The organism is Aeromonas popoffii (genome assembly GCF_000820025.1).
GTDB classification, from domain to species: domain Bacteria; phylum Pseudomonadota; class Gammaproteobacteria; order Enterobacterales; family Aeromonadaceae; genus Aeromonas; species Aeromonas popoffii.
The window spans coordinates 67,061-88,506 of record NZ_CDBI01000008.1; the positions used below are offsets into that span (position 1 = coordinate 67,061).

The window sequence follows — 21,446 nt, forward strand, 5'->3', positions numbered from 1 at the left end:
CCGGGCCAAGGGAGTATTAGAGGGCGTGATCGATGCGGATGTCAATCGGCGCTGACGGAATTGCGTCCGTCGGGATCGGAGCCGATACCCCTTCAAACGCCCCTTCCTTGTTCATGACGTTGCCACCGCGGGAGAGGCGAGCCTTGAACTGCAACTGCGGGTAGGTAGCAAGCTTACTGCCCTCCATCATGGCATCACCATCCCCCAGTGACAGAGTCAACGGGAACTGGGGACCCGCTATGCGCTTGACCGCGATGGGCATGGGTGGCCCGTTGGGGATCACCGCAAACACGAACAGATGGGCATCCTCCGGCAGCTGGATGCCGGGGGCCAGCGTGACGTGCAACGGGAACTCACCGGCCTGCACCTGAACAGGCGCCTGGGTTTGTGCCTGTTCGCTCTGGACAGCCGGCACGCTTGGCGCCGCCATGCCACGCTGCTTCAGCTGCTGCTCGGCATAGTCGATGGAGCGCTCCACCATGGTGTAGCGGGTCGAGCCCTTCTCCATCAGCGGCAACATCTCGCGCCAGCGCAGCAGCGCCGTCTTGAAGTCCTCTTTTTGCAGCGCCATGAAGGCATAGACGGAGCGAGCCTCTATGTTGGCCGGATCCAGCGCAATGGCGCTACGCAGCAGCTCATCGGCCTGAGCCTCACCTCCGGTCATCATCAGTGCCTGGGCATAGGGCACGGCCACCATGGCCTTTTGTGGCGCCAGCGCATAGGCTCGCTCCAGCGCCTCACGGGCCATCTCGGGATCATTACCATCCAGCGACAGGCGGCCCAGCAGCAGCCAGCCGCGATAATCGTTCGGCTCGTCCTTCAGACGGGTGCGCAAGGCCAGCATGAAGTCCATCAGATCCTGCTCGGTCACCTGGGCATCCTGCTCCACCAGGATACGGTTGCTCAGCTCACCCAACCGGCTGTTGGCATCCTGCCAGCGCTGGACTTCCCGCCAGGAGCCGAGCTGGTAATAGAGTCCCAGACTCACCACCACCAGCACCAGCACACCCGGGATCCAGATCAGACTCTTGCCACCCCGAGCGGTCTGCTCCACGTCGGGAATGTCGTCCAGCAGGCTGCGTTGCAGCTCGATCAAGGAATCCGGCTCTTCCGCCAATATGCCCTGTTCACGCTCTTCGCCTATCTCCAGCAGACGCTGGCGATAGAGCTGCTTGTTGAGGGCCGAGCGGCTGATGCTCTGCTTGCCCTCGCCGCGCCACAACGGCACTACCAGCGCCAGACTCACCAGCACCAGCAGGGCCGCGATCACTATCCAAAATGCGGTCATTGTTTCTCTTCCTCTTTGAGCAGGGCCGTCAAACGAATCTGCTCTTCCGCGCTCAGGGCGCTATCCGCCGGCCTGGCCGCCGCGGGGCGACGACGGCTGCGCACCACCACAGTGACGACACCTATGACGATGACCAGCAACGGGCCCAGCCAGAGGATCAGGGTCGACGCCATCAGCGGCGGGTTATACAGAATGAAGTTGCCGTAGCGGGCGACCATGTAGTCCACCACTTCCTGCTTCTCTTTGCCCTCGCGCACCATTTGATAGGTCTTGTCGCGCAGATCCTTGGCAAGCCCCGCATTGGAATCGGCGATATCCTGGTTCTGGCACTTCGGGCAACGCAGCTCCTTGGTCAGCTCGCGAAAGGTCTGCTCCTGGGCATCGTTGTCGAAGGTGTAGACATCAATGGCGGCCAGCGCCTGACCGGCGCCGCCCAATCCGGCCAGCAACAGCAAGGATGCAATCAATACTCTCATCAGGCTCTCCCTCACTTCATGGCATCAAAGATGGGTTTGAGGGTCGATGCCCAGACGTCGGGGTTGACATCCCCTACGTGGCGATAGCGGATGATGCCCTGGCTGTCGATGAAGAAGGTCTCGGGCGCGCCATAGACTCCCAGATCCAGCCCCAGCATGCCATCCGGGTCATAGAGGTTGATCTGGTAGGGGTTGCCGAGCTCCGCCAGCCAGTTGATGGCCTTGGCGCGTTCATCCTTGTAGTTCATGCCGACGATGTAGATCCCCTGCCCCGCCAGCTGCTTGAGGTAGGTGTGCTCCCCATAGCAGGTCGGGCACCAGGTGGCCCAGACGTTGAGCAGCATGGGCTGCCCCTTGAGGATGCTGCGGTCATGCTGCTTGTTCAGGTCATAGATGTCCTGCAGGGTGAACACCGGCACCTCCTTGCCCACCATCACGGATTCGAGCTTAGTGGGATCGGAGTAGAGTCCCTTGAACAGAAACACTGACCCCAGTAAAAAGACGATAAAGGGGATCAAAAACAACCAGATTTTCTTGCTCATGCCTTGGCCTCCTCGTCACGACGGCCGAAACGGTAGCGCTTGTCCAGCATCGCCAGCACGCCGCCAATGGCCATGAAGACACCACCGAACCAGATCCAGCGCACGAAGGGTTTGTAGTAGATCCGCACCGCCCAGGCACCGTTGTCAAGCTGCTCGCCGAGCGCCGCATAGAGATCCCGGGTGAAACCTGCGTCGATGGCCGCTTCCGTCATCGGCATGCGACTCACCTTGTACATGCGCTTCTCCGGCTTGAGCAGGGCGACCAGCCTGCCACCCTTGTGCACTTCCAGCACGCCCTTGAAACCGTCGTAATTGGGACCGTTCTTCTCGGTAATCCCGGTGAACACGAACTCGTAATCGGCAAATTGCACCCGATCGCCGGCTTGCATGCGCAGGTCTTTCTCGATGCTGTAGTTCTGGGTACAAGCGATGCCGATGATGCTCACCGCCAAGCCTACGTGGCCGAAAATCATGGCCCAGTGGCTGTTGCCCAGCTTGCGCACACCGACCGCAAAGCTGTGCTTGTGGGTGGCGCGCACCCAGGTCTCCTGAATGCTGGTGATGATGATCCAGGTGCCGAGGCCTATGCCGAGGGCGGCCCAGGGTTTGAACTCCTCGGCCAGCAGCAGCGGCAGCAGGAAGGCGGCGGCCAGACTCAATACCAGCGCCAGGATCACCTTGCCCTTGAGCTCACCCAGATCCTGACGGCGCCAGCGAAACAGCGGGCCAAGCCCCAGCAACAGGGCAAACGGAATGATCAGCCAGCTGTAGATGTGGTTGAAGAAGGGCGTCCCGATGGAGATGCTGCCAAGCCCCAGCTCCTTGTGCACCAGCGGTAACAGGGTGCCGAGCAGCACGGTCAGCAGACCCGCCACCAGCATGATGTTGTTGCACAGCAGCAGGGTCTCGCGGCTCCACAGCTCGTGCTTGCCGTGGCTCTTCACCTGCGAGCCCTTGAAAGCAAACAGCAGGAGCGAGCTACCGATCACCGCCAGCAGGAAGCCCAGAATGAACAGGCCGCGGGTCGGGTCGGAGGCAAACGCATGCACCGAGACCAGCACGCCCGAGCGCACCAGGAAGGTACCGAGCAGGCTCAGGGAGAAGGCAGAGAGTGCCAGCAGCACTGTCCAGGCCTTGAAGGTGGCCCGCTTCTCGCTCACCGCCAGTGAGTGCAGCAGCGCAGTACCCGCCAGCCAGGGCATGAAGGAGGCGTTTTCCACTGGATCCCAGAACCACCAGCCACCCCAGCCAAGCTCGTAATAGGCCCACCAGGAGCCAAGCACTATCCCTAAAGTCAGGAAGACCCAGGCGGCCATGGTCCAGGGACGGGACCAGCGCGCCCAGGTGGCGTCGAGGCGCCCCGTCATCAGCGAAGCGATGGCAAAGGCAAATGCCACCGAGAAGCCCACATAGCCCATGTAGAGCATGGGCGGGTGGAAGATGAGGCCGGGATCCTGCAATAGCGGGTTGAGATCCCGTCCATCCACCGGGAAGTAGGGCAGAGTGCGAGTGAAAGGATCGGAAGTAAACAGCACGAAGGCGGTAAAACCGACCGAGATCAGCCCCAACACGCCGAGTACCCGAGCCACCGCATCCAGCGGCAGGCTGCGACTGAACAACGCCACTGCCGCCGTCCAGCCACCCAGGGTCAGCACCCAGAGCAACAGTGAGCCCTCATGGGCACCCCAGACGGCGGAGATCCGATAAGCCAGCGGCAACAGGGTGTTGGAATTGGTAGCCACATACTGCACGGTGAAGTCATTGTCGATAAAGGCCCAGGTCAGGCACAGGAAGGACAGCAACAACAGCAGGAACTGGGCATAGGCCAGCGGACGAGCCGTCGACATCATGCCAAGCCGCCCCCACTGGGCACCGAGCAAGGGATAGACGCCCAGCAGCAGGGCGGTGGCAAAGGCCAGGATCAGTGAGAACTGTCCTAATTCCGGGATCATGGCAGGGTTCCTTTCAATTGAGCCGTGACACAAACCGGTACACAGGCGAGAAACGGTAAAAACGGCGGGTGGGCCAGCGGATTCATTGCTTGGCTCCCTTCAACTGCGCCTCGGTATATTCCGGCTTGAAATGCATGCCATTGGTGGCATTGGCCACTTCCGGCGGCATGTAGTTCTCATCGTGCTTGGCCAGCACCTCGAACGCCTCCACGGTAGTGGCGTTCTTGAGGGTACCCTGGGCCACTATGCCCTGCCCTTCGCGGAACAGGTCGGGCAGTATGCCGTCAAACTCGACGGTGACCAGATGGCCGCCATTGTCCACCAGCTTGAAGGCTACCTTGAGGCTCTGTTGATCCCGCAGCACAGACCCCGGCACCACCAGACCACCGATGCGAAGGCGCTGCCCCTCTTCCGGCTTGACCTTGTCCGGCCCCTTGCCCTCCACCAGTTCACTAGGGGTGTAGAAGAGATCGATATTCTGGCTGAGGGCATAAAGCACCAGGCCTATCACGGCGGCGAGGCCAAGACTTATCGCCAGTATGATGCTGAGGCGTTTCTTGCGTCTCGGGTTCATAGGGTGTTCTCCATCTGCTGGGCCGCCTTGCGGCGAGTCTCGCGGGCCTGCTTGCTGCGCAATTCGCCGAGCAGACTGCGGGTCTTCAACCGGGTGGAAATGGCGATGCCGACCAGGCAGAACAGGGTCAGACCGAAGGAGAGCCAGACATAGAAGGCGTACCCGCCCATCGCCATGAAGTCACTGAAAGAGGCAAAGTGCATGCTTACTTCTCCTGCTTGGCAAGCTCGATGACCCAGGGGCGATGCCACTCCCGCATCAAGAGCTCATTTCGAAAACGCATCAGGGAGAGCGCCCCGAGGAAGGTGGCAAAGGCCAGTATCATGATGAGCAGCGGCCACAGCATCTCGGGGGAGATGGAGGGTTTGTCGAACTTGGTGATGCTGGCGCCCTGGTGCAGGGTATTCCACCACTCCACCGAGTAGTGAATGATGGGCAGGTTGATCACTCCCACCAGCGCCAGAATGCCGGCGGCACGGCCAGCAACCACCTTGTCGCTGAAGGCGTTGTAGAGGGCAATCACGCCCAGATAGAGGAACAGCAGGATCAGCTCCGAGGTGAGACGGGCATCCCACACCCACCAGGTGCCCCACATGGGCTTGCCCCAGGCGGCGCCGGTAAACAGCGCGATGAAGGTGAACACAGCACCAACCGGCGCAACGGCGGCCACCGTCATGTCGGCCATTCGCAATTGCCAGACCAGCCCGATGAAGGCAGCCACCGCCATGGTGGAATAAGCCCCCATGGAGAGGATGGCGGCCGGCACATGGATGTAGATGATCCGGAAGGAGTCACCCTGCTGATAATCAGCGGGTGCAAAAGCCAGGCCCCAGAGGGTGCCTATGATGAACGCCAGCAGGCTTGTCACGGCAAACCAGGGCAGCAAGGTCCCTGCCAGCTGATAAGCGCGTTCGGGTTTAGCGTAAGGGTGCAACCATTTCCACATAGCTCACAAAACCTTTCTGTTATTAATATAGTGGCGAGGCCTACCATACCCACTGCCGGAAAACATCACATCCCCCGAAAGAAATAAGCAGCAATCCTCTTGATCTATCTCAAGTCTGTTTTTTATAGCAGCCCATCCCGAGACGCCTTACCACAGCGTTCATCAGTTCACGCTGACCCGCAACGCCGCCGAAACCGCCAAGGGGGTCAGCGTCAGCGCACCGGCCAGCATGGCTCCCAAGATCGCGAGCTGGCCCGAATAGGGCAGCCCCATGCCCGCCGCATCGATGGCGGACGTGGCAAAAATCAGTACCGGAATATAGAGCGGCAAGATCAGCAAGCTCAGCAAGACACCGCCCTTGCGCAACCCCACCGTCAGGGCAACGCCGACTGCCCCGAGCAGGCTCAGTACGGGTGTCCCCAGCGCCAGGGTGGCAACCACCGCCAGATAAGTGTTCATGTCCAGCGACAGCAGGATGGCGAGCAGCGGTGAGATCAGCAGCAATGGCAGACCGGTCAACAGCCAGTGAGCGATCACTTTTGCCAGCGCCAGCAGCCCGAGCGGATGAGGCATCAGCATCATCTGCTCCAGCGCCCCGTCGCTGAAGTCATCGCGAAACAGCCGCTCCAGCGAGAGCATGGCCGCCAGCAAGGCCGCCACCCAGATGATGCCAGGGGCGATACGGGCCAGCAGCTTGGGCTCGGGGCCTATACCAAGGGGAAACAAGGTGATGACGATGAGGAAGAACCAGAGCGGGTTGAGTATGTCGGAGCGCTGGCGCAGGGCCATCAACAACTCGCGATGAATAAGGTGGATTACGGCGCGCAACATCAAACTACTCCTGCAGCGAGGGCGTGAGAGAGAGGGTCTTCAACCGCCCTTCCATCAAGGTCATGTCCTGATGGGTGGTGAGGATCACCATGCCCCCCCGCTCTGCGTGGGCCAGGAACAACCGCTCCAGCACCTTGACACCCTGTTTGTCGATGGCGGTAAAGGGCTCATCCAGGATCCAGAGTGCCGGCTTTTCACTGAGCCAGAGCCGAGCAAGGGCGACCCTGCGCTGCTGACCGGCGGAGAGCTGCCCGGTGGGATAGTCCTCAAATCCGGCCAGGCCGACCTGGGCAAGCACCTGCCACAAATCTACCGTCGATTGAGCCGGATGATGCAACTTTTGATAGAACGCGAGATTTTCGAGCGGCGTCAGCGCCGCCTTGACGCCAGGCTGATGGCCCAGATAGAGCAGGTTGGCATGATATTCATCACGACAGCTGCGGATACTCTCACCATTCCAGCACACCTCACCGGCAAACGGCTGCGACAGACCGGTCAGCAGCCGGAGCAGGCTGGTCTTACCCACCCCGTTGGGGCCTTCAATTTGCACCAGATCGCCGGGAGCCACCGCAAAGGAGAGATGTTCAAACAGAGTGCGATCTTCACGCACGCAGCTCAGATTGTTAATTTGAAGCAGCATGAGGATGTAATCAGTGAAAAGAAGCGGCCTGCATATTAACACAGTATTGGGGAGCGTCTTTTCAAAGATGCCAACTATCAGCCGGATTTGTGGGGAAGATCCCGCCTTTGGGATGCATCAAATGGGCGGGAAAAATCAGGAAGGCGGGCGCCTTCCTGAGGGGCTATGAACGGCCTTTTCGCAATGAAATCAATAGTTCTGCCTCAGCTTGCGGCAATTCACATTCATTCATGACCTCGTCGAGGTCGGCGCCCAGCTCCACCATCTTGGCGGCGCGGCTGTAAAGGCGGCGCTCCGGATCCTGCAGGGTCAGCTCCTGCTGGCGATCATTGACCAGCTGCATTCCCCCTTCAACGGACTGCAAACGCTGACCCATGCCGATGGCCCCCGTGTGCAGCTCCATCATCTGCTTGCGCAGGCTCTCAAGCTGGCCTTGTAGCGTCTCCACCCTGGCGTCGGACCCTCGCTGGCCACGTCGGCTGCTGATCACCCCGTACAGGGCCAGCACCAGGGCCAACAAGGATACCCCCAAGGCGGCTATCTCAATCATCGACACATCATTTTCCTATCAGAGGGAACCAATATCTTCCCACTCTTCATCGGAGAGCAGCTTGTTCAGATCGACCAGGATAAGCAGCTGGCCATCGCGGTTGCTGACCCCCTGAATGAACTTGGCACTCTCTTCGGTACCCACCGCAGGGGCGGCATCGATCTCGGAGGAACGCAGATAGACCACCTCGGCCACGCTGTCGACCATGATGCCGATCACCTGCTTCTCCGCCTCGATAATGACGATGCGCGAGTTCTCGCTCACATCGCCGGAAGGCAGGCCGAAACGGGAGCGGGTGTCGATGACGGTCACCACATTGCCGCGCAGGTTGATGATACCCAGCACATACTCGGGCGCACCCGGCACAGGGGCTATTTCGGTGTAGCGCAACACCTCCTGCACCTGCATCACGTTGATGCCGTAGGTTTCATTTTCCAGCTGGAAGGTGACCCATTGCAGCACTTCATCTTCGGCCAGATTCTGTGCAATATTGCGCTTTTCTGTCATGTTTTTATTCCTTTTATGAAAACGTCTACTGGTAAAACTAGCAATAAAAGAGCATAAGTGCAGAAGTTATCAGCGACCTTCTATGTTGACCCCGCGCTCCAGCAGCAGGAGCAATTCCCTGACGTGCAGCAGGGCACACATCTTCTCCTTGACCATGCCCGCCAACCAAGGGCGCTTGCCCTCCTGGTGACGCCATTTAACCTGATCACGATGCAATAACTCTGTGCCCTTCAGATGATGACAGGCGAGTCCCCAGGGAGATTCACCCAGCATAATCAGATACTTGTAATCCGGTATTTCCAGATGCTGCCCCGGCATCACCCACTGTGCTGTGTCCACCACGTTCATCTTCTGATCGCGGGAGGTCATGATGCCACGATACCAATCCGGCTGACCGAACAGTGATGAGACCTCTCCCATCTGATGGATACCGCCAAGCTCGGTCAGGGGCACCGCAAAGGTAACCCCGGCGACGTCGAAAAAGAGCGCCTGAAACTCCTTACCGGTATCGATATTCTCCCAAGTCGATGGGGCGGCCTCTGCCTGAGGGGCCAGTTCCACCGCAGTCTCTGTCATCACCAGCGTCGACGGCTCTGTCATCGCAGGGGCTGGCATCTCCTCCAGCCATACTGGTTCAACGAGCAGCAAGGTATCTTCGACCTCGATCTGCAGCGGCTCGCTGATCACCTCTTCATGGCTCAGCGCGTCCATTTCAAACTGCACCTGCCCCACTTGGGCAAGCAGCTCGCTCAGTTGCTCGAGTCGCTCATCGGCCTCCAGATAGGGTTGTACCACCACCTCGGACTGTGCCTGAGGCTGGCGTTGCAGCCGGATCGCGGGCGCAGGTTCCGGCTCCTCTGGCAGATCAGGCAACAGCGCCTCATCCAGCAACAGGGAGTGGAAGTAATCATCCATGGCCCTCACTTGGGTTGTGTCTCTCATGATGCCACCTCATGAGCACGTTGACGCTCCTGGGCATCAAGATAGTTGAGCAAGGTCTCATAGGCATATGTGCCGCGACTGCTCGGCGAATAAATAGAAGGGGGAATGTGGAGCAAGCTGGCATCCCGAAACTTGGTGTCTATGGGGATGACGGCGTTCCATACCGCATCCCCATGTTGATCCTTGATGGACTTCAGTGTCATCAGAGAGGCGCGGGTACGCTTGTCAAACATGGTGGGGATCACGGTGAAGCGGAACTTCTCCCGCTTGGATCGCTGCATGATTTCGAAGGTCTTCATCATCCGCTCCAACCCCTTTAGGGCCAGGAACTCAGTCTGAACCGGCACCAGGATCCGATCGCAGGCTGCCAGGGCGTTGACCATCATGACCCCCAGCACAGGCGGACAGTCGATGAGCACATAGTCATACTGATCATGAATCCGCAGCAGGGCACGCTTGATCACTAACCCCATGCCTTCCCGGTTGCCCATCACCCGATCCAGAGTGGCAAGGGTAATGGAGGCAGGCAGCAGGTGGATGTTGTCAAACTTGGTTCGCAGCGTCAGTTTATTGACTAGCTCGGCCGTCGGTTTGACGGCCTGAAACAGCTCATAGAGGGTACCGTCCAGCCGATCCGAGTCAAAATCGAGATAAGAGGTCAGGGAAGCATGGGGATCGGTGTCAATCAATAGCACCCGCTGGCCACGCTGGGCCAGGATACCGGCTAACGCGACTACTGTGGTGGTTTTACCGACCCCACCTTTTTGGTTGGCAACCGTCCAAACAATCACTGTATCAATCCTGCCTTGTTGTTATACGTATGCCGCCACCTGGCAGAGTGATCACCTTGACCTCGCCTGCCTCTACCGCCTGCTGCACTGCAGGAACCGGCGCCACCATCACAGGCTTGGCGGGAGCTGCGGGTGGCGTCCATGCGAACTTGGAAATAGCGACCACCACCTTGCGATTCTGTAAGCGTCCCTGTTCGCTGTCATTCTCGGCAAAGGGAGAAAACTCCCCGTATGCCTCGTAGGCAAGCCGCTGTGGTGCTATGCCCTTGGCGATGAGAGCTGTGAGCACGGCTTCGGCCCTTGCCGCAGACAGCGTCCAGTTGGAGCGAAAAATTTCATTATTTATCTGCTGGTTATCTGTATAGCCTCTCACTCTCACATAGTTATCGACCGGTTTCAGAATACCTGAAAGCGTATTGAGCACAGGGTAGGCATTGGTGCTCATAAAAGCACTGCCGCTGCCAAACAAGAGACCCGAGCTCAACTCGACCGTCAGCCAGTTGTCGTCCAGCGTAAGCTTGACCACCCCGGCCTCGATCAGAGCGCTCATGCTCTCTTTCAGTTGCGTATCTATCTTCGCAAGAGCCATACCATCTTGTTTGATGGGCACACCGGAAATGGGAGCAAGGGAGGGGGAAGGTGGCATAGCACTCTCCAGCACTGAGGGTGCGGCCGATATCTCGTTGTTCAACAGCGACTGCCCCTGCCCTTCCAGCAGGCCATCACTGCGTGGCTGCATAACGTTGAACGCCTGGGTCATGCCGTCGATGACGGCGCGATATTTATCTTTGTTGACCAGGGCCACCGAATAGAGCACCACAAACAGCGCAAAGATCAGCGTCATATAGTCGGCGTAGGAAACCAGCCAGCGATCGAGATGTTCTCGACCTTGCAGATGCAAACGATAGCGCTTGCGCATGGCTACTCTCCTTTCAGATAAGCCTTCAACCGCCGTTCAACCTGCGGGCCATTCTCACCGTGGGCAATCGCCATCAATCCTTCCAGGGTCATCTCCTGGAACAGGGCGTAATGATAATGAAAGGCGCGCAGGCGGTTCGCAATCGGCAGATAAAAGAGGTTGGCAAAGCCGACCCCGTAAATGGTGGCAACAAAGGCAACGGCAATGCCGGCACCGAGGGCTGCCGGATCCTCCAGATTGAACATGGCCTGGATCAGACCCATGACCGCACCTATGATACCAATGGTCGGACTATATCCCCCCATGGCCTCAAATACCCGGGCCGAGTGCTCGTTACGCTCCTGCTCGATGTCGATATCCGCTTCCAGCAACATGCGAATATCCTCAATCGACACTCCATCCACTATCATGGTGAGCCCCTGGCGGGTGAACTCGTCACTTTCCTGATCAGCCTGATTTTCCAGCGCCAGCAGGCCCTGCTGGCGGGCGAACACCGCCCATCCCTGCAACCGTTCGGCCTGATTGAGCAGATCCCAACCCGGGGGGAACAACATCCAGCGCAGCTGCCTGATCGCCTCGAGCAGATATTTACGTGGTGTCTGCAAAATGACGGCACCCCAGGTACCACCAACAACGATGACAAATGCCGGTCCGTCGAGCAGGGTGAGCAGGGTTCCACCATGCCATAGCTGAGCAATGGCAATGGCTCCCAGAGCCAGGATCAGGCCAAACATGCTCATCTTTAGCGACCCAGCTCCACCAGGATACGTTGTGCTACCCGATCCAGCGGCAGTGACTCAGTGGCGATACCCGCCTTGGCGACGGCTTGTGGCATACCGTATACGACGCACGAGGCTTCATCCTGGGCCCAGATGGTGGATCCTTGCTCCTTGAGCAGACGCGCACCATCCCTGCCATCCGCCCCCATGCCGGTCAATACGATGGCGAGCACCTTGTCGGCATAGGTCTTGGCTGCCGATGCGAAGGTGATGTCCACGCAAGGCTTGTAGTTAACCTTGTCATTGCCATCGACGATCCGGATGCGAGCACCGACTCCGCGCCCTTCCAGCAACATCTGTTTGCCACCCGGCGCCAGATAGGCGTGACCAGGTTTGAGTACATCACCATCCTCCGCCTCCTTGACCCCTATCTGACACAAACCGTTGAGGCGAGCGGCAAATGCAGCGGTAAAGGTTGCCGGCATGTGCTGGATCAGCAGAATCGGATGAGGAAAATCACCCGGTAATTTGGTCAGCACATTTTGCAGCGCCACCGGACCACCAGTAGAGGTACCAATAGCCACCAGCTGGTAAGTTTTCCCGCTGCGTTTAAACGCGGCAACCGGCACGATTCGCGGTGGCTCGACCTGACGATCGCCAGGACGTGGCAACGAACCGACCTGTGGGCTGCGAGCAGCAGGTTCAGGCGCTTTTGGCCGGGCGCTGGCCCCCATCAGGAAACGCTTGCGCGATATTTCCTTGACCCGCTGTTGCAACAAGCGAACTGCTTCGTCCTTGTCACGGGCTATATCTTCGAACTTCTTGGGCAGGAAATCGAGGGCTCCCGCATCCAGGGCATCGAGGGTGGCCTTGGCCCCTTCATGGGTCAGCGAGGAGAACATCAGGATCGGAGTGGGGCACTTGGCCATGATCTCGCGCACCGCGCTGATGCCATCCATCACGGGCATCTCTATGTCCATGGTGATCACATCAGGCCGTAGAGCCAGTGCTTTGTCTACCGCTTCCCGTCCATTCTGGGCCGTATCGATCACCGTCAGCATAGGATCCTGATTGATGATCTCACTGACCCGGCGGCGGAAGAAGCTCGAGTCGTCGACAACTAATACCTTAACTGCCATTGTTATTTTTCTAACTCCTTGGGCCTGAGCTATCAATGTCTACGCGCATATGCTTTGAGCAGACTCGGCACATCCAGAATGAGTGCAATACCACCATCGCTGGTGATGGTAGCCCCGGCCATGCCCGGGGTTCCTTGCAGCAGGTTGTCCAGTGGCTTGATCACCACCTCTTCCTGGCCAATCAGATTATCCACGACAAAGCCTATCTGCTGAGTGCCAATCTGCACTATGACCACATGGCCCGTATCCTGCCGTGATTTCTTGCTTGTCCCTTTTACCAGCCACTTGTGCAGGTAGAAGAGAGGGATGGCCTTGTCGCGCACTATGATGGTGAGCTGACCGTCGACCATGTTGGCCTTCTTGAGGTCCAGATGGAAAATCTCGTTCACACACCCCAGCGGCAAGGCAAATGTCTGCTCACCCACTTCCACCATCAGCGTAGGCAAGATAGCCAAGGTCAAGGGCACCTTGATCTCGAGGCGAGTGCCCTTACCCCAGGCAGAGTCAATATGCACAGAGCCGTTGAGGCTCACTATGCTGGTCTTCACCACATCCATGCCGACACCACGGCCGGAAATATCGGAAATCTCAGACTTGGTCGAGAAACCGGGAGCAAAAATCAGGTTATAGGCATCGCTGTCGCTCATGCGGGCCGCAGTGTCTGCATCCAGAACGCCACGATTGATAGCGATGGACTTGAGCTTTTCCGGATCCATGCCTGCGCCATCGTCTTCGATGCAAAGCAGAATGTGATCACCCTGCTGGGAGGCGCTCAGGGTAATGGTGCCCTGCCGTGGCTTGCCCGCTTTTTCCCGTACATCCGGCATCTCAACCCCGTGGTCACATGAGTTACGCACCAGGTGAACAAGCGGATCGGCCAGGGCTTCGACCAGGTTTTTGTCCAGATCGGTTTCTTCCCCGACCATCACCAGCTCAATATCTTTCTTGAGGGTACGGGCCAAATCGCGCACAACCCGGGGGAAACGACCGAATACTTTCTTGATAGGCTGCATGCGCGTCTTCATCACGGCGCCTTGCAGGTCTGCCGTTACCACATCCAGGTTGGCAACCGCTTTTGACATGTCCTCATCGTTGCTGGCGATCCCAAGGCTCACCAGACGATTTCGTACCAGCACCAGTTCACCCACCATGTTCATGATGACGTCTAGCGTTTTGGTATCCACCCGCACAGTGGTATCGCTTTGCACCGCATTCTCTGCTGGTGCAGCGGCTTGCTTGACGGGGGCTGGTGCCGGTTTAGCGGCAGCAACCGGTGCTGCTGCTGGTTTGGGGGCTGGTGTTGACTTGGCGACGGCGGCGGGCACCGGCGCTGCGACCGTTGGTGCAACAGGGGGCGTGATGCTGGTTTTTGGCCCTTGACCACGACCATGCAATTCATCGAGCAGGCGTTCGAACTCATCATCATCGATCAGCTCGTCAACCTCTTTTTGCACCGACTTCAACGGGTTGATCTCAGGCGCGCCGCTATGCTGACCCTGACCATGCAGCTGGTCGAGCAAGGCTTCAAACTCATCGTCTGTGATATCACCCGTACCAGTCAGCACGGGGCTCGCAACCGGCGTCGGGGCTCCGCCGACGCCGTGGAGTTCATCGAGCAAGCGCTCGAACTCATCGGCTGAGATTTCATCGATGGAGCCGCCACCATTGACGGCCACGGGTTCGGCAACCGCTTCAGGCTCAGGAGCCGCGCTCACCTCGTCAGCAGATGCCGCAGTTTCTACAGGCGCACTATTGCCTGCCGAGGCAGTCAACAACTGCTCCTGCCCTTCAGGCTTGCAGAGCTCATGCAGGTCATGCAAAATTTCAGCGGAAGCAGGGCTCGGCGGTTCTCGATTTTGCACCTGGGCAAACATCACATTGATGGCATCCAGCGCCTGCAAAATGACATCCATCAATTCCGCCGTGACGGTTCGCTTGCCATTGCGCAAGATATCGAACACGTTTTCGGCGCCGTGACACACGTCTACCAACTCACCCAGAGAGAGAAAACCGGCGCCGCCTTTGACGGTATGGAAGCCGCGAAATATGGCATTCAACAGATTCTTGTCATCGGGTCGCTTTTCCAAGTCGACCAGTTGTTCGGACAACTGTTCCAATATTTCGGATGCTTCGACCAAAAAGTCTTGCAGTATGTCTTCATCAACTTCGAAGGCCATGCGTCACTCCATTAAAATCCCAGGCTAGACAGCAGATCGTCCACATCATCCTGACCATTGACCACATCGGAACGAGTCTCCGGGTTCATGATGGGGCCTTCAGCTTCAATCCGGCTTACAGGAAGGCTGCGAGATGAATGCTCAACAGATGCCTCACCAAACATAGTCAGCATTTCTATTAATTTAGTTTCAACTTCCTGCACCAACTTGATGACCTTGCGGATCATCTGGCCGGTCAAATCCTGAAAATCTTGCGCCATCAGGATCTCTGTCAGCAGTTGCCGTAATTTATCGGCATCAGATTCAGAAGCCTTAATGAAATCATCCAGTTGGTGACATAAAGACTTAAATTGCCCGACATTCATGTCCCTGTTCATCAGGGCATTCCAGTTGGGCATAACCAACTGAATATTGTCGTTGAGCCGGTCGGCAATCGGCAAACTGGCTTCCACCGCATCCATGGTGCGGTTGGCTGCCTTGTCTGTCATGTCGATGACGTAGCTTAGACGTTCTCGGGCATCGGGAATTTCATGGGTTGCCAGGTCGGGGATCCGGGAATCCAGCCGGAAATCTTGTAAGGAGCTGTGCAGTTGTCGGGTCAGTTGACCCACTTTGTCAAACAGAGCTGCCGCATTGGGAGCACATGCATCTGCGATGATAGTATCGGCCTGTTCAAATTCGCCTTGCTCAAGATGGGCAACAAGCATCCTTGCCTGATCGAGCGAAATCATTGCACTCGTTTTGGCCTTCATCCATGCTGCTCCTTAGCCGATTCGTTCAAAGATTTTGTCGAGTTTCTCTTTGAGCGTTGCAGCGGTGAAAGGCTTGACTATGTAGCCATTGACGCCCGCCTGAGCGGCTTCAATGATCTGTTCGCGCTTGGCTTCAGCGGTCACCATCAGTACCGGCAGATGTTTGAGCTTGTCATCGACACGAATAGCCTTGAGCAAGTCAATGCCTTGCATACCGGGCATGTTCCAGTCGGTGACGACAAACTGAAAATCACCATTTTTCAACATTGGCAAGGCCGTGTTGCCATCATCTGCTTCGTGGGTATTGTTAAATCCCAGGTCACGCAGCAAGTTCTTGATAATCCGGCGCATCGTTGAAAAATCGTCAACAATGAGGATTTTCATGTTCTTGTCCAAAATTCCCTCCTAAATAGCCGCTATAGCGGCTCACTTACATGATGCAGATCGCAGGTTTTATTATGCGGATTATGCCTTAGAGTTTTGTTTCAGTGTAGCCAGTACAAACACTTATACATGCCAATCTCTTAAACGAGCGCGTAATCTGTGCATCGCCTGACTGTGTATCTGGCTCACACGAGACTCGCTAACGTTCAATACCTCGCCTATTTCACGCAAGTTCAGTTCTTCATCGTAGTAAAGGGAGAGGACCAGTGCTTCCCGTTCCGGCAGACGGCTTATGTGTTCGGCCAACGCGCCCTGAAAACGCTCGGCCGCCAGCTCGTCAAACCCATTGTTGCCTGCTGCGTCATCGGGATGACCTATCACATCTTCGCTGACCCCCAGATCCTCGATACCGATGATCTTGCCGCAGGAGACATCCTGCAGCATGGTGTGATACTCGCCGAGACTGACCCCCATCTGGGCAGCAACCTCGGTATCACGGGCATCACGACCGTGCGCTTGTTCAACATTTTCGATGGCTTCAGCGATGGCGCGGCTATTGCGGTGCACCGAACGTGGCACCCAGTCCCCCCGCCGGATCTCGTCGAGCATGGAGCCACGGATGCGGATCCCTGCGTAGGTTTCAAAACTGGCGCCCTTGCTACCGTCAAAGTTACGGGAGGCTTCGAGCAGCCCAATCATACCTGCCTGGATCAGGTCATCCAGCAAGACACTGCTTGGCAGGCGAGCCAACAAATGCTGGGCAATCCGTTTCACCAGCGGAGCATGACGCTCGACCAGCACATAGGAATCCTGATGACGCAAGTACGCTTGGGCTTTATTCACGGGAACCTTCCTGTGCTATGACCGGCCTTTGCAGCAAATTTTCCAGGAAAAATTCGAGATGACCGCCGGGTTGGTTAGGAATGGGCCAGCTTGCCGCCTTGTTGGCGAGGGCGCGAAACGCCAGCGCCGCAGGTGACTTGGGGAAAGCTTCGACAATCAGCTTCTGCTTGCGCACGGCGGCGCGCAGGTTGGTGTCGTAAGGTACACACGCTACCAGCTCCAGCGAGGTATCCAGAAAGCGATCTGTGACCCGGGTCAGCTTGGCGTAGAGCTCCTGCCCTTCGCGCAGGCTGCGCACCATGTTGGCCACCACCTTGAAGCGAAACACGCCATGATCCTTGGAGAGGATCTTGATCAGCGCGTAGGCATCCGTGATGGAGGTCGGCTCATCGCACACCACTATCATGATGTCCTGGGCGGCGCGGGTGAAGCTCAGCACCATGTCGGAGATCCCCGCCGCTGTATCCACCAGCAGTATGTCAACTTGGGTCTTCATCTCACTGAAGGCGCGGATCAGTTCGGCATGCTGCACCGCAGAGAGCTCGACCATAGACTGGGTGCCTGATGTGGCCGGCACTATCATCATGCCGTAGGGACCCTCGACTATGATGTCGTCTATGGTGCACTCACCGGCCAGCACATGGGAGAGGTTACGATGTACCCGCAACCCCAGCATGACGTCAACGTTAGCAAGGCCAAGGTCGGCGTCCAGCACCATCACCCGTTTGCCTTGTGCGGCCATGGCGCCTGCCACGTTCAGGGTCACGTTGGTCTTGCCCACGCCACCCTTGCCACCGGAAACGGCGATCACTTTTACTCGATTGTTTTGACGCATTTTGCGCAGACCACTCGCCTGATCCATATACATGTTACTCATAAAACTCCGAATCTTCGGCCTCGCCAAAGCCTGCACCCCAGAAATAGGGTTCTTCTGTTTCCCGCTCCAGCGAGCCCATGGCAGCTCCGACGAGCTGCGCCGCATTGGCAACTTGAATATCTTCCGGAACCCTTTGCCCATCAGTGATATAGCTGATGGGCAGTGCATTCTGGATACACACGTTAATCACTTCGCCCAGATTCAGACTTTCATCCAATTTGGTAAGTATGCAGCCGCTTAATGGGATACGCCGGAAGTGGTCCACCGCCTCCTGCATCACCCGACGCTGGGAAGTCGCGGACATCACCAGGTAGCTGCGGATGCGTACCTTGGCATTCTTGACCAGGGTATCGAGCTGCTCGGTCAGACGGATATCCCGCTGACCCACCCCGGCGGTATCGATCAATACCAACCGGCGATGGCGGAACTGATAGAGCGCATTGGCCAGCTCCTCGGCATCCCGTACCTGACGTACCGGACACCCCATGATGCGACCATAAGTCTGCAATTGCTCGTGGGCCCCGATCCGGTAGTTATCCGTGGTGATAAGCGCCACCTGCTCGGCGCCATACTTCATGGCAAACCGCGCCGCCAGTTTGGCAATGGTGGTGGTCTTGCCCACCCCGGTCGGTCCGAGCAGGGCAACCGCCCCACCCTGACGTAAAATATCGTCTTCGCTGATCTTGAGCTGGGCGGTCAACACCTCGGCCAGCTGCGCCATGGCCTGATGGATAGACATGTCCTCAGGGATAAGGCCCGCCAGCTGATCGGCAAACGCATCGTCAAAGCCTATCTTCTTGAGCTCCTTGATGAGCAGGGCCCGCATCGGTTCACGGCGTTCCACTTCCTGCCACATCAGTCCGGAGATCTGGTGCTCCAACAGCTTGCGAATGCTGGCCATCTCCTTGCGCATCCCTTCCATCTCCTGCTCTCGCGGCGCAGGTTGGGGAGCACGACCTGGGGTCGCCGCTCTGGCTTTGGGCTTGGCAGGCTCGGGAGCCGCCCCCCACTGACCCTGTTCGGCCAGCGTGCGGGGAGCTGAACCAGCGGCGGCAACGGGTGCCGCCCCCTTAAGACCGGCCGGATTGGCCGGGTTCAACTTCTGTTGACGCGCCAACAGGGCAGCCAGGGTATCGGCATAGTGTTCGTTCTGCTCCTGGGCCTGGCTGGGCACAGGACGGGTCATCTGCCGTCCGGCAGACGAGATATTGACGCTCTCATCGTTCAACTGACGGCGAACCGGCGCATCTGTGGGCCCCAGGACCTGGGATTGATAATCGACAGCGGCGACTATCTCCACCCCACCAGTGACCTTCTTGTTGGACATGATGACGGCGTCGGGCCCGAGAGTCTCCTTGACCTCGGCCAGAGCCGTTCGCATGTCCTTGGCAAAAAACCGCTTAATCTTCACCCGTCATCTCCGCTAACTAGTTCTGTCCTACCGCACTGACGATGCGGATTTGCTTGTCATCAGGCACTTCCTGATAAGACAGAACGCGCAATCCAGGAATGGCATTCTTGACAAATTTCGCCAGGGTATTGCGCAGTATCCCTGATGTCAGAAGCACGGCCGGTTGGCCTTCCAGTTCTTGTCGTTGAGTGGCTTCCACCAGCGAACGTTGCATCCGCTCTGCCAGGCCCGGCTCTATGCCAGCGCCATCACCACCCCCTGCCTGCAGGGATTGATGCAATATACGTTCCAATTCTGGTGCCAAGGTGATCACCGGCAGCTCGGGGTCCGGACCGGCAATCTCTTGCACGATCAGGCGACGCAGGGCGATACGGCAGGCGGCCGTCAGCACTTCGGGATCCTGACTGCGCGGGGCGTATTCCACCAGGGTCTGCAGGATAGTGCGCATATCACGGATTGGCACGCCTTCATTGAGCAAGTTCTGCAATACCTTCACCAGGTTACCCATGCTGATGACTTCAGGAACCAGTCCTTCCACCAGCTTGTTCTGATGCTTCCCTATCATATCGAGCAGCTGTTGCACTTCGTCATGACCCAGCAGCAGGGCGGCATGGTTGGAGAGGATCTGGCTCAGGTGAGTGGCGACCACGGTGGCGGTATCCACCACTGTATAGCCGAGAGTCTGGGCCTGGGAGACTTGCTCCTTGGCGACCCACACAGCCTCCAGCCCGAAGGCGGGATCCTGGGTGGCGATGCCCTGGATCTGGCCGAACACCTGACCCGGATTGATGGCCATCTCCTTATCATGGTAAACATTGGCCTCGCCGGTACTGACCCCCATCAAGGTGATGCGATATTGGTTGGGCGCGAGATCCAGATTGTCGCGAATGTGCACGGCAGGCACCAGAAAGCCGAGCTCCTGGGAGAGTTTCTTGCGCACCCCTTTGATCCGGTTGAGCAGTTCCCCGCCCTGATTACGATCCACCAGCGGGATAAGCTGATAACCCACCTCCAGCCCTATGATGTCCACCGGCAGCACGTCGTCCCAGCTCAACTCTTTCTGCTCATGGGGTTGATCGGCCGTGGCGGGCATCAGTTGGCCCTTGGCAGCCTTGGCGGCGGCCCGCTTCTCGCGGCGCAGCAGCCACCAGGCACCGGCAGCCGAGAGGGCACCCAAGCTCAGGAAGGCAAAGTGCGGCATGCCGGGTACCAGCCCCATCATCAGCAGGATGCCAGCCGAGATGATCAGCGCCTTGGGATTGTCAAACAGCTGACCCAACACCGCTGTGCCCATATCCTGATCCGTGTTCTGCCGGGTCACTATAATGGCTGCCGCGATGGAGAGCAGCAGGGAGGGGATCTGCGCGACCAGACCGTCACCGATAGCCAGCAGGGTATAGATTTCGGCCGATTCACTGAAGGTGAGCTGGTGCTGCATCATGCCGATAATGAAGCCCCCGATGATGTTGATAAAGAGGATCATGATGGCCGCGATGGCATCCCCTTTGACAAACTTGGAGGCACCGTCCATGGAGCCGTAGAAGTCGGCTTCCTGAGTCACGTCCTGGCGACGCTTCTTCGCCTCTTCCTGGTTGATGAGGCCGGCGTTCAAATCGGCATCTATGGCCATCTGTTTGCCTGGCATGGCATCCAGGGTAAAGCGGGCGCTCACCTCGGCAATCCGCCCGGCCCCCTTGGTAATCACCACGAAGTTGATGATCATCAGGATCGTAAAGACGATGATGCCGACGGCATAGTTGCCGCCGATCACCACGTTGCCAAATGCCTCGATCACATGACCGGCCGCCGCACTCCCGTTGTGGCCTTCCAGCAAGACCACCCGGGTTGACGCCACGTTGAGCGCCAGACGCAGCAAGGTGGCAAGCAGCAAGACGGTTGGAAAGGCGGCAAATTCGAGGGGGCGTCGGGTATAAACGGCGACCAGCAGCACCACAATAGAAAGCGCAATATTGAAGGAAAAGAGTACATCCAGCATCAGCGGCGGTATGGGCAGAACAACCATACCCAGAGACGCCAGCACCAACAGCGGTGTCCCCATCCCCTTGGTCAGCAATCCCCTGTGCTCTTTCAATCGGCCCAATGAAGCCTGGAATTTCATCGTTTTTCTCAATCTCAAACCGCTGGTACAAGATTAAAGCAAACATCAAGCCAACAATTCAATACAT

Annotated in this window: 23 protein-coding genes; all 23 read right to left on the bottom strand. The window is 57.9% G+C overall.

The genetic code is table 11. From position 1 onward, the window contains the following. Nucleotides 1-16 precede the first annotated feature (16 nt). Nucleotides 17-1,288, bottom strand: a complete 1,272-nt coding sequence (gene ccmI / locus BN1129_RS01640) for a c-type cytochrome biogenesis protein CcmI (RefSeq protein ID WP_042034074.1) — start codon at nt 1,286-1,288, stop codon at nt 17-19. Next, entirely contained in the window at nt 1,285-1,764 is a 480-nt protein-coding gene (locus BN1129_RS01645) for a cytochrome c-type biogenesis protein (RefSeq protein ID WP_042034075.1), read from the bottom strand. Before BN1129_RS01645 ends, ccmI begins: the two co-directional genes overlap by 4 nt. Before the next feature lie 11 nt (nt 1,765-1,775). Further along, nucleotides 1,776-2,306 carry a DsbE family thiol:disulfide interchange protein gene (locus tag BN1129_RS01650; protein WP_042034076.1) on the bottom strand — a complete coding sequence of 177 codons (531 nt, stop codon included), beginning with the start codon at nt 2,304-2,306 and terminating at the stop codon, nt 1,776-1,778. Next, on the bottom strand, nt 2,303-4,258 hold the full coding sequence (locus BN1129_RS01655; protein WP_042034077.1) for a heme lyase CcmF/NrfE family subunit: 1,956 nt from the start codon (nt 4,256-4,258) through the stop codon (nt 2,303-2,305). Before BN1129_RS01655 ends, BN1129_RS01650 begins: the two co-directional genes overlap by 4 nt. A gap of 82 nt (nt 4,259-4,340) precedes the next feature. Beyond that, nucleotides 4,341-4,832 (bottom strand): cytochrome c maturation protein CcmE, encoded by a 492-nt coding sequence (gene ccmE, locus BN1129_RS01660; protein ID WP_042034078.1) that lies wholly within the window; start codon nt 4,830-4,832, stop codon nt 4,341-4,343. Then, entirely contained in the window at nt 4,829-5,035 is a 207-nt protein-coding gene (gene ccmD, locus BN1129_RS01665; RefSeq protein ID WP_042034079.1) for a heme exporter protein CcmD, read from the bottom strand. The genes ccmE and ccmD overlap by 4 nt, the downstream gene beginning before the upstream one ends. 2 nt (nt 5,036-5,037) lie before the next feature. Beyond that, complete coding sequence (locus BN1129_RS01670) at nt 5,038-5,778, bottom strand: heme ABC transporter permease (RefSeq protein ID WP_042034080.1); 741 nt, start codon at nt 5,776-5,778, stop codon at nt 5,038-5,040. Nucleotides 5,779-5,940: 162 nt separating this feature from the next. Further along, on the bottom strand, nt 5,941-6,609 hold the full coding sequence (ccmB, locus tag BN1129_RS01675) for a heme exporter protein CcmB (RefSeq protein ID WP_042034081.1): 669 nt from the start codon (nt 6,607-6,609) through the stop codon (nt 5,941-5,943). Between the two features lie 4 nt (nt 6,610-6,613). After that, nucleotides 6,614-7,249 carry a cytochrome c biogenesis heme-transporting ATPase CcmA gene (ccmA, locus tag BN1129_RS01680; RefSeq protein WP_042034082.1) on the bottom strand — a complete coding sequence of 212 codons (636 nt, stop codon included), beginning with the start codon at nt 7,247-7,249 and terminating at the stop codon, nt 6,614-6,616. A 163-nt stretch (nt 7,250-7,412) separates the two neighbouring features. Beyond that, nucleotides 7,413-7,799, bottom strand: coding sequence for a DUF2802 domain-containing protein (locus BN1129_RS01685; protein WP_042034084.1), 387 nt, complete (start codon nt 7,797-7,799; stop codon nt 7,413-7,415). Between the two features lie 18 nt (nt 7,800-7,817). Continuing rightward, nucleotides 7,818-8,306, bottom strand: a complete 489-nt coding sequence (locus BN1129_RS01690; RefSeq protein WP_005298836.1) for a chemotaxis protein CheW — start codon at nt 8,304-8,306, stop codon at nt 7,818-7,820. A 69-nt stretch (nt 8,307-8,375) separates the two neighbouring features. Further along, on the bottom strand, nt 8,376-9,248 hold the full coding sequence (locus tag BN1129_RS01695) for a chemotaxis protein CheW (RefSeq protein ID WP_042034085.1): 873 nt from the start codon (nt 9,246-9,248) through the stop codon (nt 8,376-8,378). Then, complete coding sequence (locus BN1129_RS01700; protein ID WP_042034086.1) at nt 9,245-10,039, bottom strand: ParA family protein; 795 nt, start codon at nt 10,037-10,039, stop codon at nt 9,245-9,247. The genes BN1129_RS01695 and BN1129_RS01700 overlap by 4 nt, the downstream gene beginning before the upstream one ends. 4 nt (nt 10,040-10,043) lie before the next feature. Next, a complete protein-coding gene (locus BN1129_RS01705) occupies nt 10,044-10,958 on the bottom strand; it encodes a flagellar motor protein MotB (RefSeq protein WP_042034087.1) in 915 nt (304 codons plus the stop codon). Nucleotides 10,959-10,960: 2 nt separating this feature from the next. Then, nucleotides 10,961-11,698 (bottom strand): flagellar motor protein, encoded by a 738-nt coding sequence (locus BN1129_RS01710; RefSeq protein WP_042034088.1) that lies wholly within the window; start codon nt 11,696-11,698, stop codon nt 10,961-10,963. A gap of 2 nt (nt 11,699-11,700) precedes the next feature. Next, on the bottom strand, nt 11,701-12,816 hold the full coding sequence (locus BN1129_RS01715) for a protein-glutamate methylesterase/protein-glutamine glutaminase (RefSeq protein ID WP_042034089.1): 1,116 nt from the start codon (nt 12,814-12,816) through the stop codon (nt 11,701-11,703). Between the two features lie 32 nt (nt 12,817-12,848). After that, nucleotides 12,849-14,993, bottom strand: a complete 2,145-nt coding sequence (locus BN1129_RS01720) for a chemotaxis protein CheA (RefSeq protein WP_042034090.1) — start codon at nt 14,991-14,993, stop codon at nt 12,849-12,851. Between the two features lie 11 nt (nt 14,994-15,004). After that, nucleotides 15,005-15,745: a protein phosphatase CheZ gene (locus BN1129_RS01725; RefSeq protein ID WP_042034092.1), complete on the bottom strand. Its 741-nt coding sequence runs from the start codon at nt 15,743-15,745 to the stop codon at nt 15,005-15,007. A gap of 12 nt (nt 15,746-15,757) precedes the next feature. Continuing rightward, entirely contained in the window at nt 15,758-16,129 is a 372-nt protein-coding gene (cheY, locus tag BN1129_RS01730; RefSeq protein WP_005298814.1) for a chemotaxis response regulator CheY, read from the bottom strand. 123 nt (nt 16,130-16,252) lie between these two features. Then, nucleotides 16,253-16,972, bottom strand: coding sequence for an RNA polymerase sigma factor FliA (locus BN1129_RS01735; protein WP_042034093.1), 720 nt, complete (start codon nt 16,970-16,972; stop codon nt 16,253-16,255). Further along, a complete protein-coding gene (locus BN1129_RS01740) occupies nt 16,965-17,840 on the bottom strand; it encodes a MinD/ParA family protein (RefSeq protein WP_181364830.1) in 876 nt (291 codons plus the stop codon). The genes BN1129_RS01735 and BN1129_RS01740 overlap by 8 nt, the downstream gene beginning before the upstream one ends. Before the next feature lies 1 nt (nt 17,841). After that, on the bottom strand, nt 17,842-19,260 hold the full coding sequence (flhF, locus tag BN1129_RS01745) for a flagellar biosynthesis GTPase FlhF (RefSeq protein ID WP_042034095.1): 1,419 nt from the start codon (nt 19,258-19,260) through the stop codon (nt 17,842-17,844). 16 nt (nt 19,261-19,276) lie between these two features. Continuing rightward, a complete protein-coding gene (gene flhA, locus BN1129_RS01750) occupies nt 19,277-21,379 on the bottom strand; it encodes a flagellar biosynthesis protein FlhA (RefSeq protein WP_042034096.1) in 2,103 nt (700 codons plus the stop codon). Nucleotides 21,380-21,446: the final 67 nt, after the last annotated feature.

Excerpts from the sequence above, each read along its gene's own strand:
- BN1129_RS01710 (WP_042034088.1), bottom strand. The coding sequence starts at position 11,698 with ATGAGCATGTTTGGCCTGATCCTGGCTCTGGGAGCCATTGCCATTGCT.
- BN1129_RS01690 (WP_005298836.1), bottom strand. The coding sequence starts at position 8,306 with ATGACAGAAAAGCGCAATATTGCACAGAATCTGGCCGAAGATGAAGTG.
- BN1129_RS01740 (WP_181364830.1), bottom strand. The coding sequence starts at position 17,840 with ATGTATATGGATCAGGCGAGTGGTCTGCGCAAAATGCGTCAAAACAAT.
- BN1129_RS01720 (WP_042034090.1), bottom strand. The coding sequence starts at position 14,993 with ATGGCCTTCGAAGTTGATGAAGACATACTGCAAGACTTTTTGGTCGAA.
- BN1129_RS01705 (WP_042034087.1), bottom strand. The coding sequence starts at position 10,958 with ATGCGCAAGCGCTATCGTTTGCATCTGCAAGGTCGAGAACATCTCGAT.
- BN1129_RS01715 (WP_042034089.1), bottom strand. The coding sequence starts at position 12,816 with ATGGCAGTTAAGGTATTAGTTGTCGACGACTCGAGCTTCTTCCGCCGC.
- BN1129_RS01655 (WP_042034077.1), bottom strand. The coding sequence starts at position 4,258 with ATGATCCCGGAATTAGGACAGTTCTCACTGATCCTGGCCTTTGCCACC.
- ccmE (WP_042034078.1), bottom strand. The coding sequence starts at position 4,832 with ATGAACCCGAGACGCAAGAAACGCCTCAGCATCATACTGGCGATAAGT.
- BN1129_RS01695 (WP_042034085.1), bottom strand. The coding sequence starts at position 9,248 with ATGAGAGACACAACCCAAGTGAGGGCCATGGATGATTACTTCCACTCC.
- ccmA (WP_042034082.1), bottom strand. The coding sequence starts at position 7,249 with ATGCTGCTTCAAATTAACAATCTGAGCTGCGTGCGTGAAGATCGCACT.
- BN1129_RS01670 (WP_042034080.1), bottom strand. The coding sequence starts at position 5,778 with ATGTGGAAATGGTTGCACCCTTACGCTAAACCCGAACGCGCTTATCAG.
- ccmD (WP_042034079.1), bottom strand. The coding sequence starts at position 5,035 with ATGCACTTTGCCTCTTTCAGTGACTTCATGGCGATGGGCGGGTACGCC.
- cheY (WP_005298814.1), bottom strand. The coding sequence starts at position 16,129 with ATGAAAATCCTCATTGTTGACGATTTTTCAACGATGCGCCGGATTATC.
- BN1129_RS01685 (WP_042034084.1), bottom strand. The coding sequence starts at position 7,799 with ATGATTGAGATAGCCGCCTTGGGGGTATCCTTGTTGGCCCTGGTGCTG.
- BN1129_RS01650 (WP_042034076.1), bottom strand. The coding sequence starts at position 2,306 with ATGAGCAAGAAAATCTGGTTGTTTTTGATCCCCTTTATCGTCTTTTTA.
- BN1129_RS01725 (WP_042034092.1), bottom strand. The coding sequence starts at position 15,745 with ATGAAGGCCAAAACGAGTGCAATGATTTCGCTCGATCAGGCAAGGATG.
- ccmB (WP_042034081.1), bottom strand. The coding sequence starts at position 6,609 with ATGTTGCGCGCCGTAATCCACCTTATTCATCGCGAGTTGTTGATGGCC.
- BN1129_RS01645 (WP_042034075.1), bottom strand. The coding sequence starts at position 1,764 with ATGAGAGTATTGATTGCATCCTTGCTGTTGCTGGCCGGATTGGGCGGC.
- ccmI (WP_042034074.1), bottom strand. The coding sequence starts at position 1,288 with ATGACCGCATTTTGGATAGTGATCGCGGCCCTGCTGGTGCTGGTGAGT.
- flhA (WP_042034096.1), bottom strand. The coding sequence starts at position 21,379 with ATGAAATTCCAGGCTTCATTGGGCCGATTGAAAGAGCACAGGGGATTG.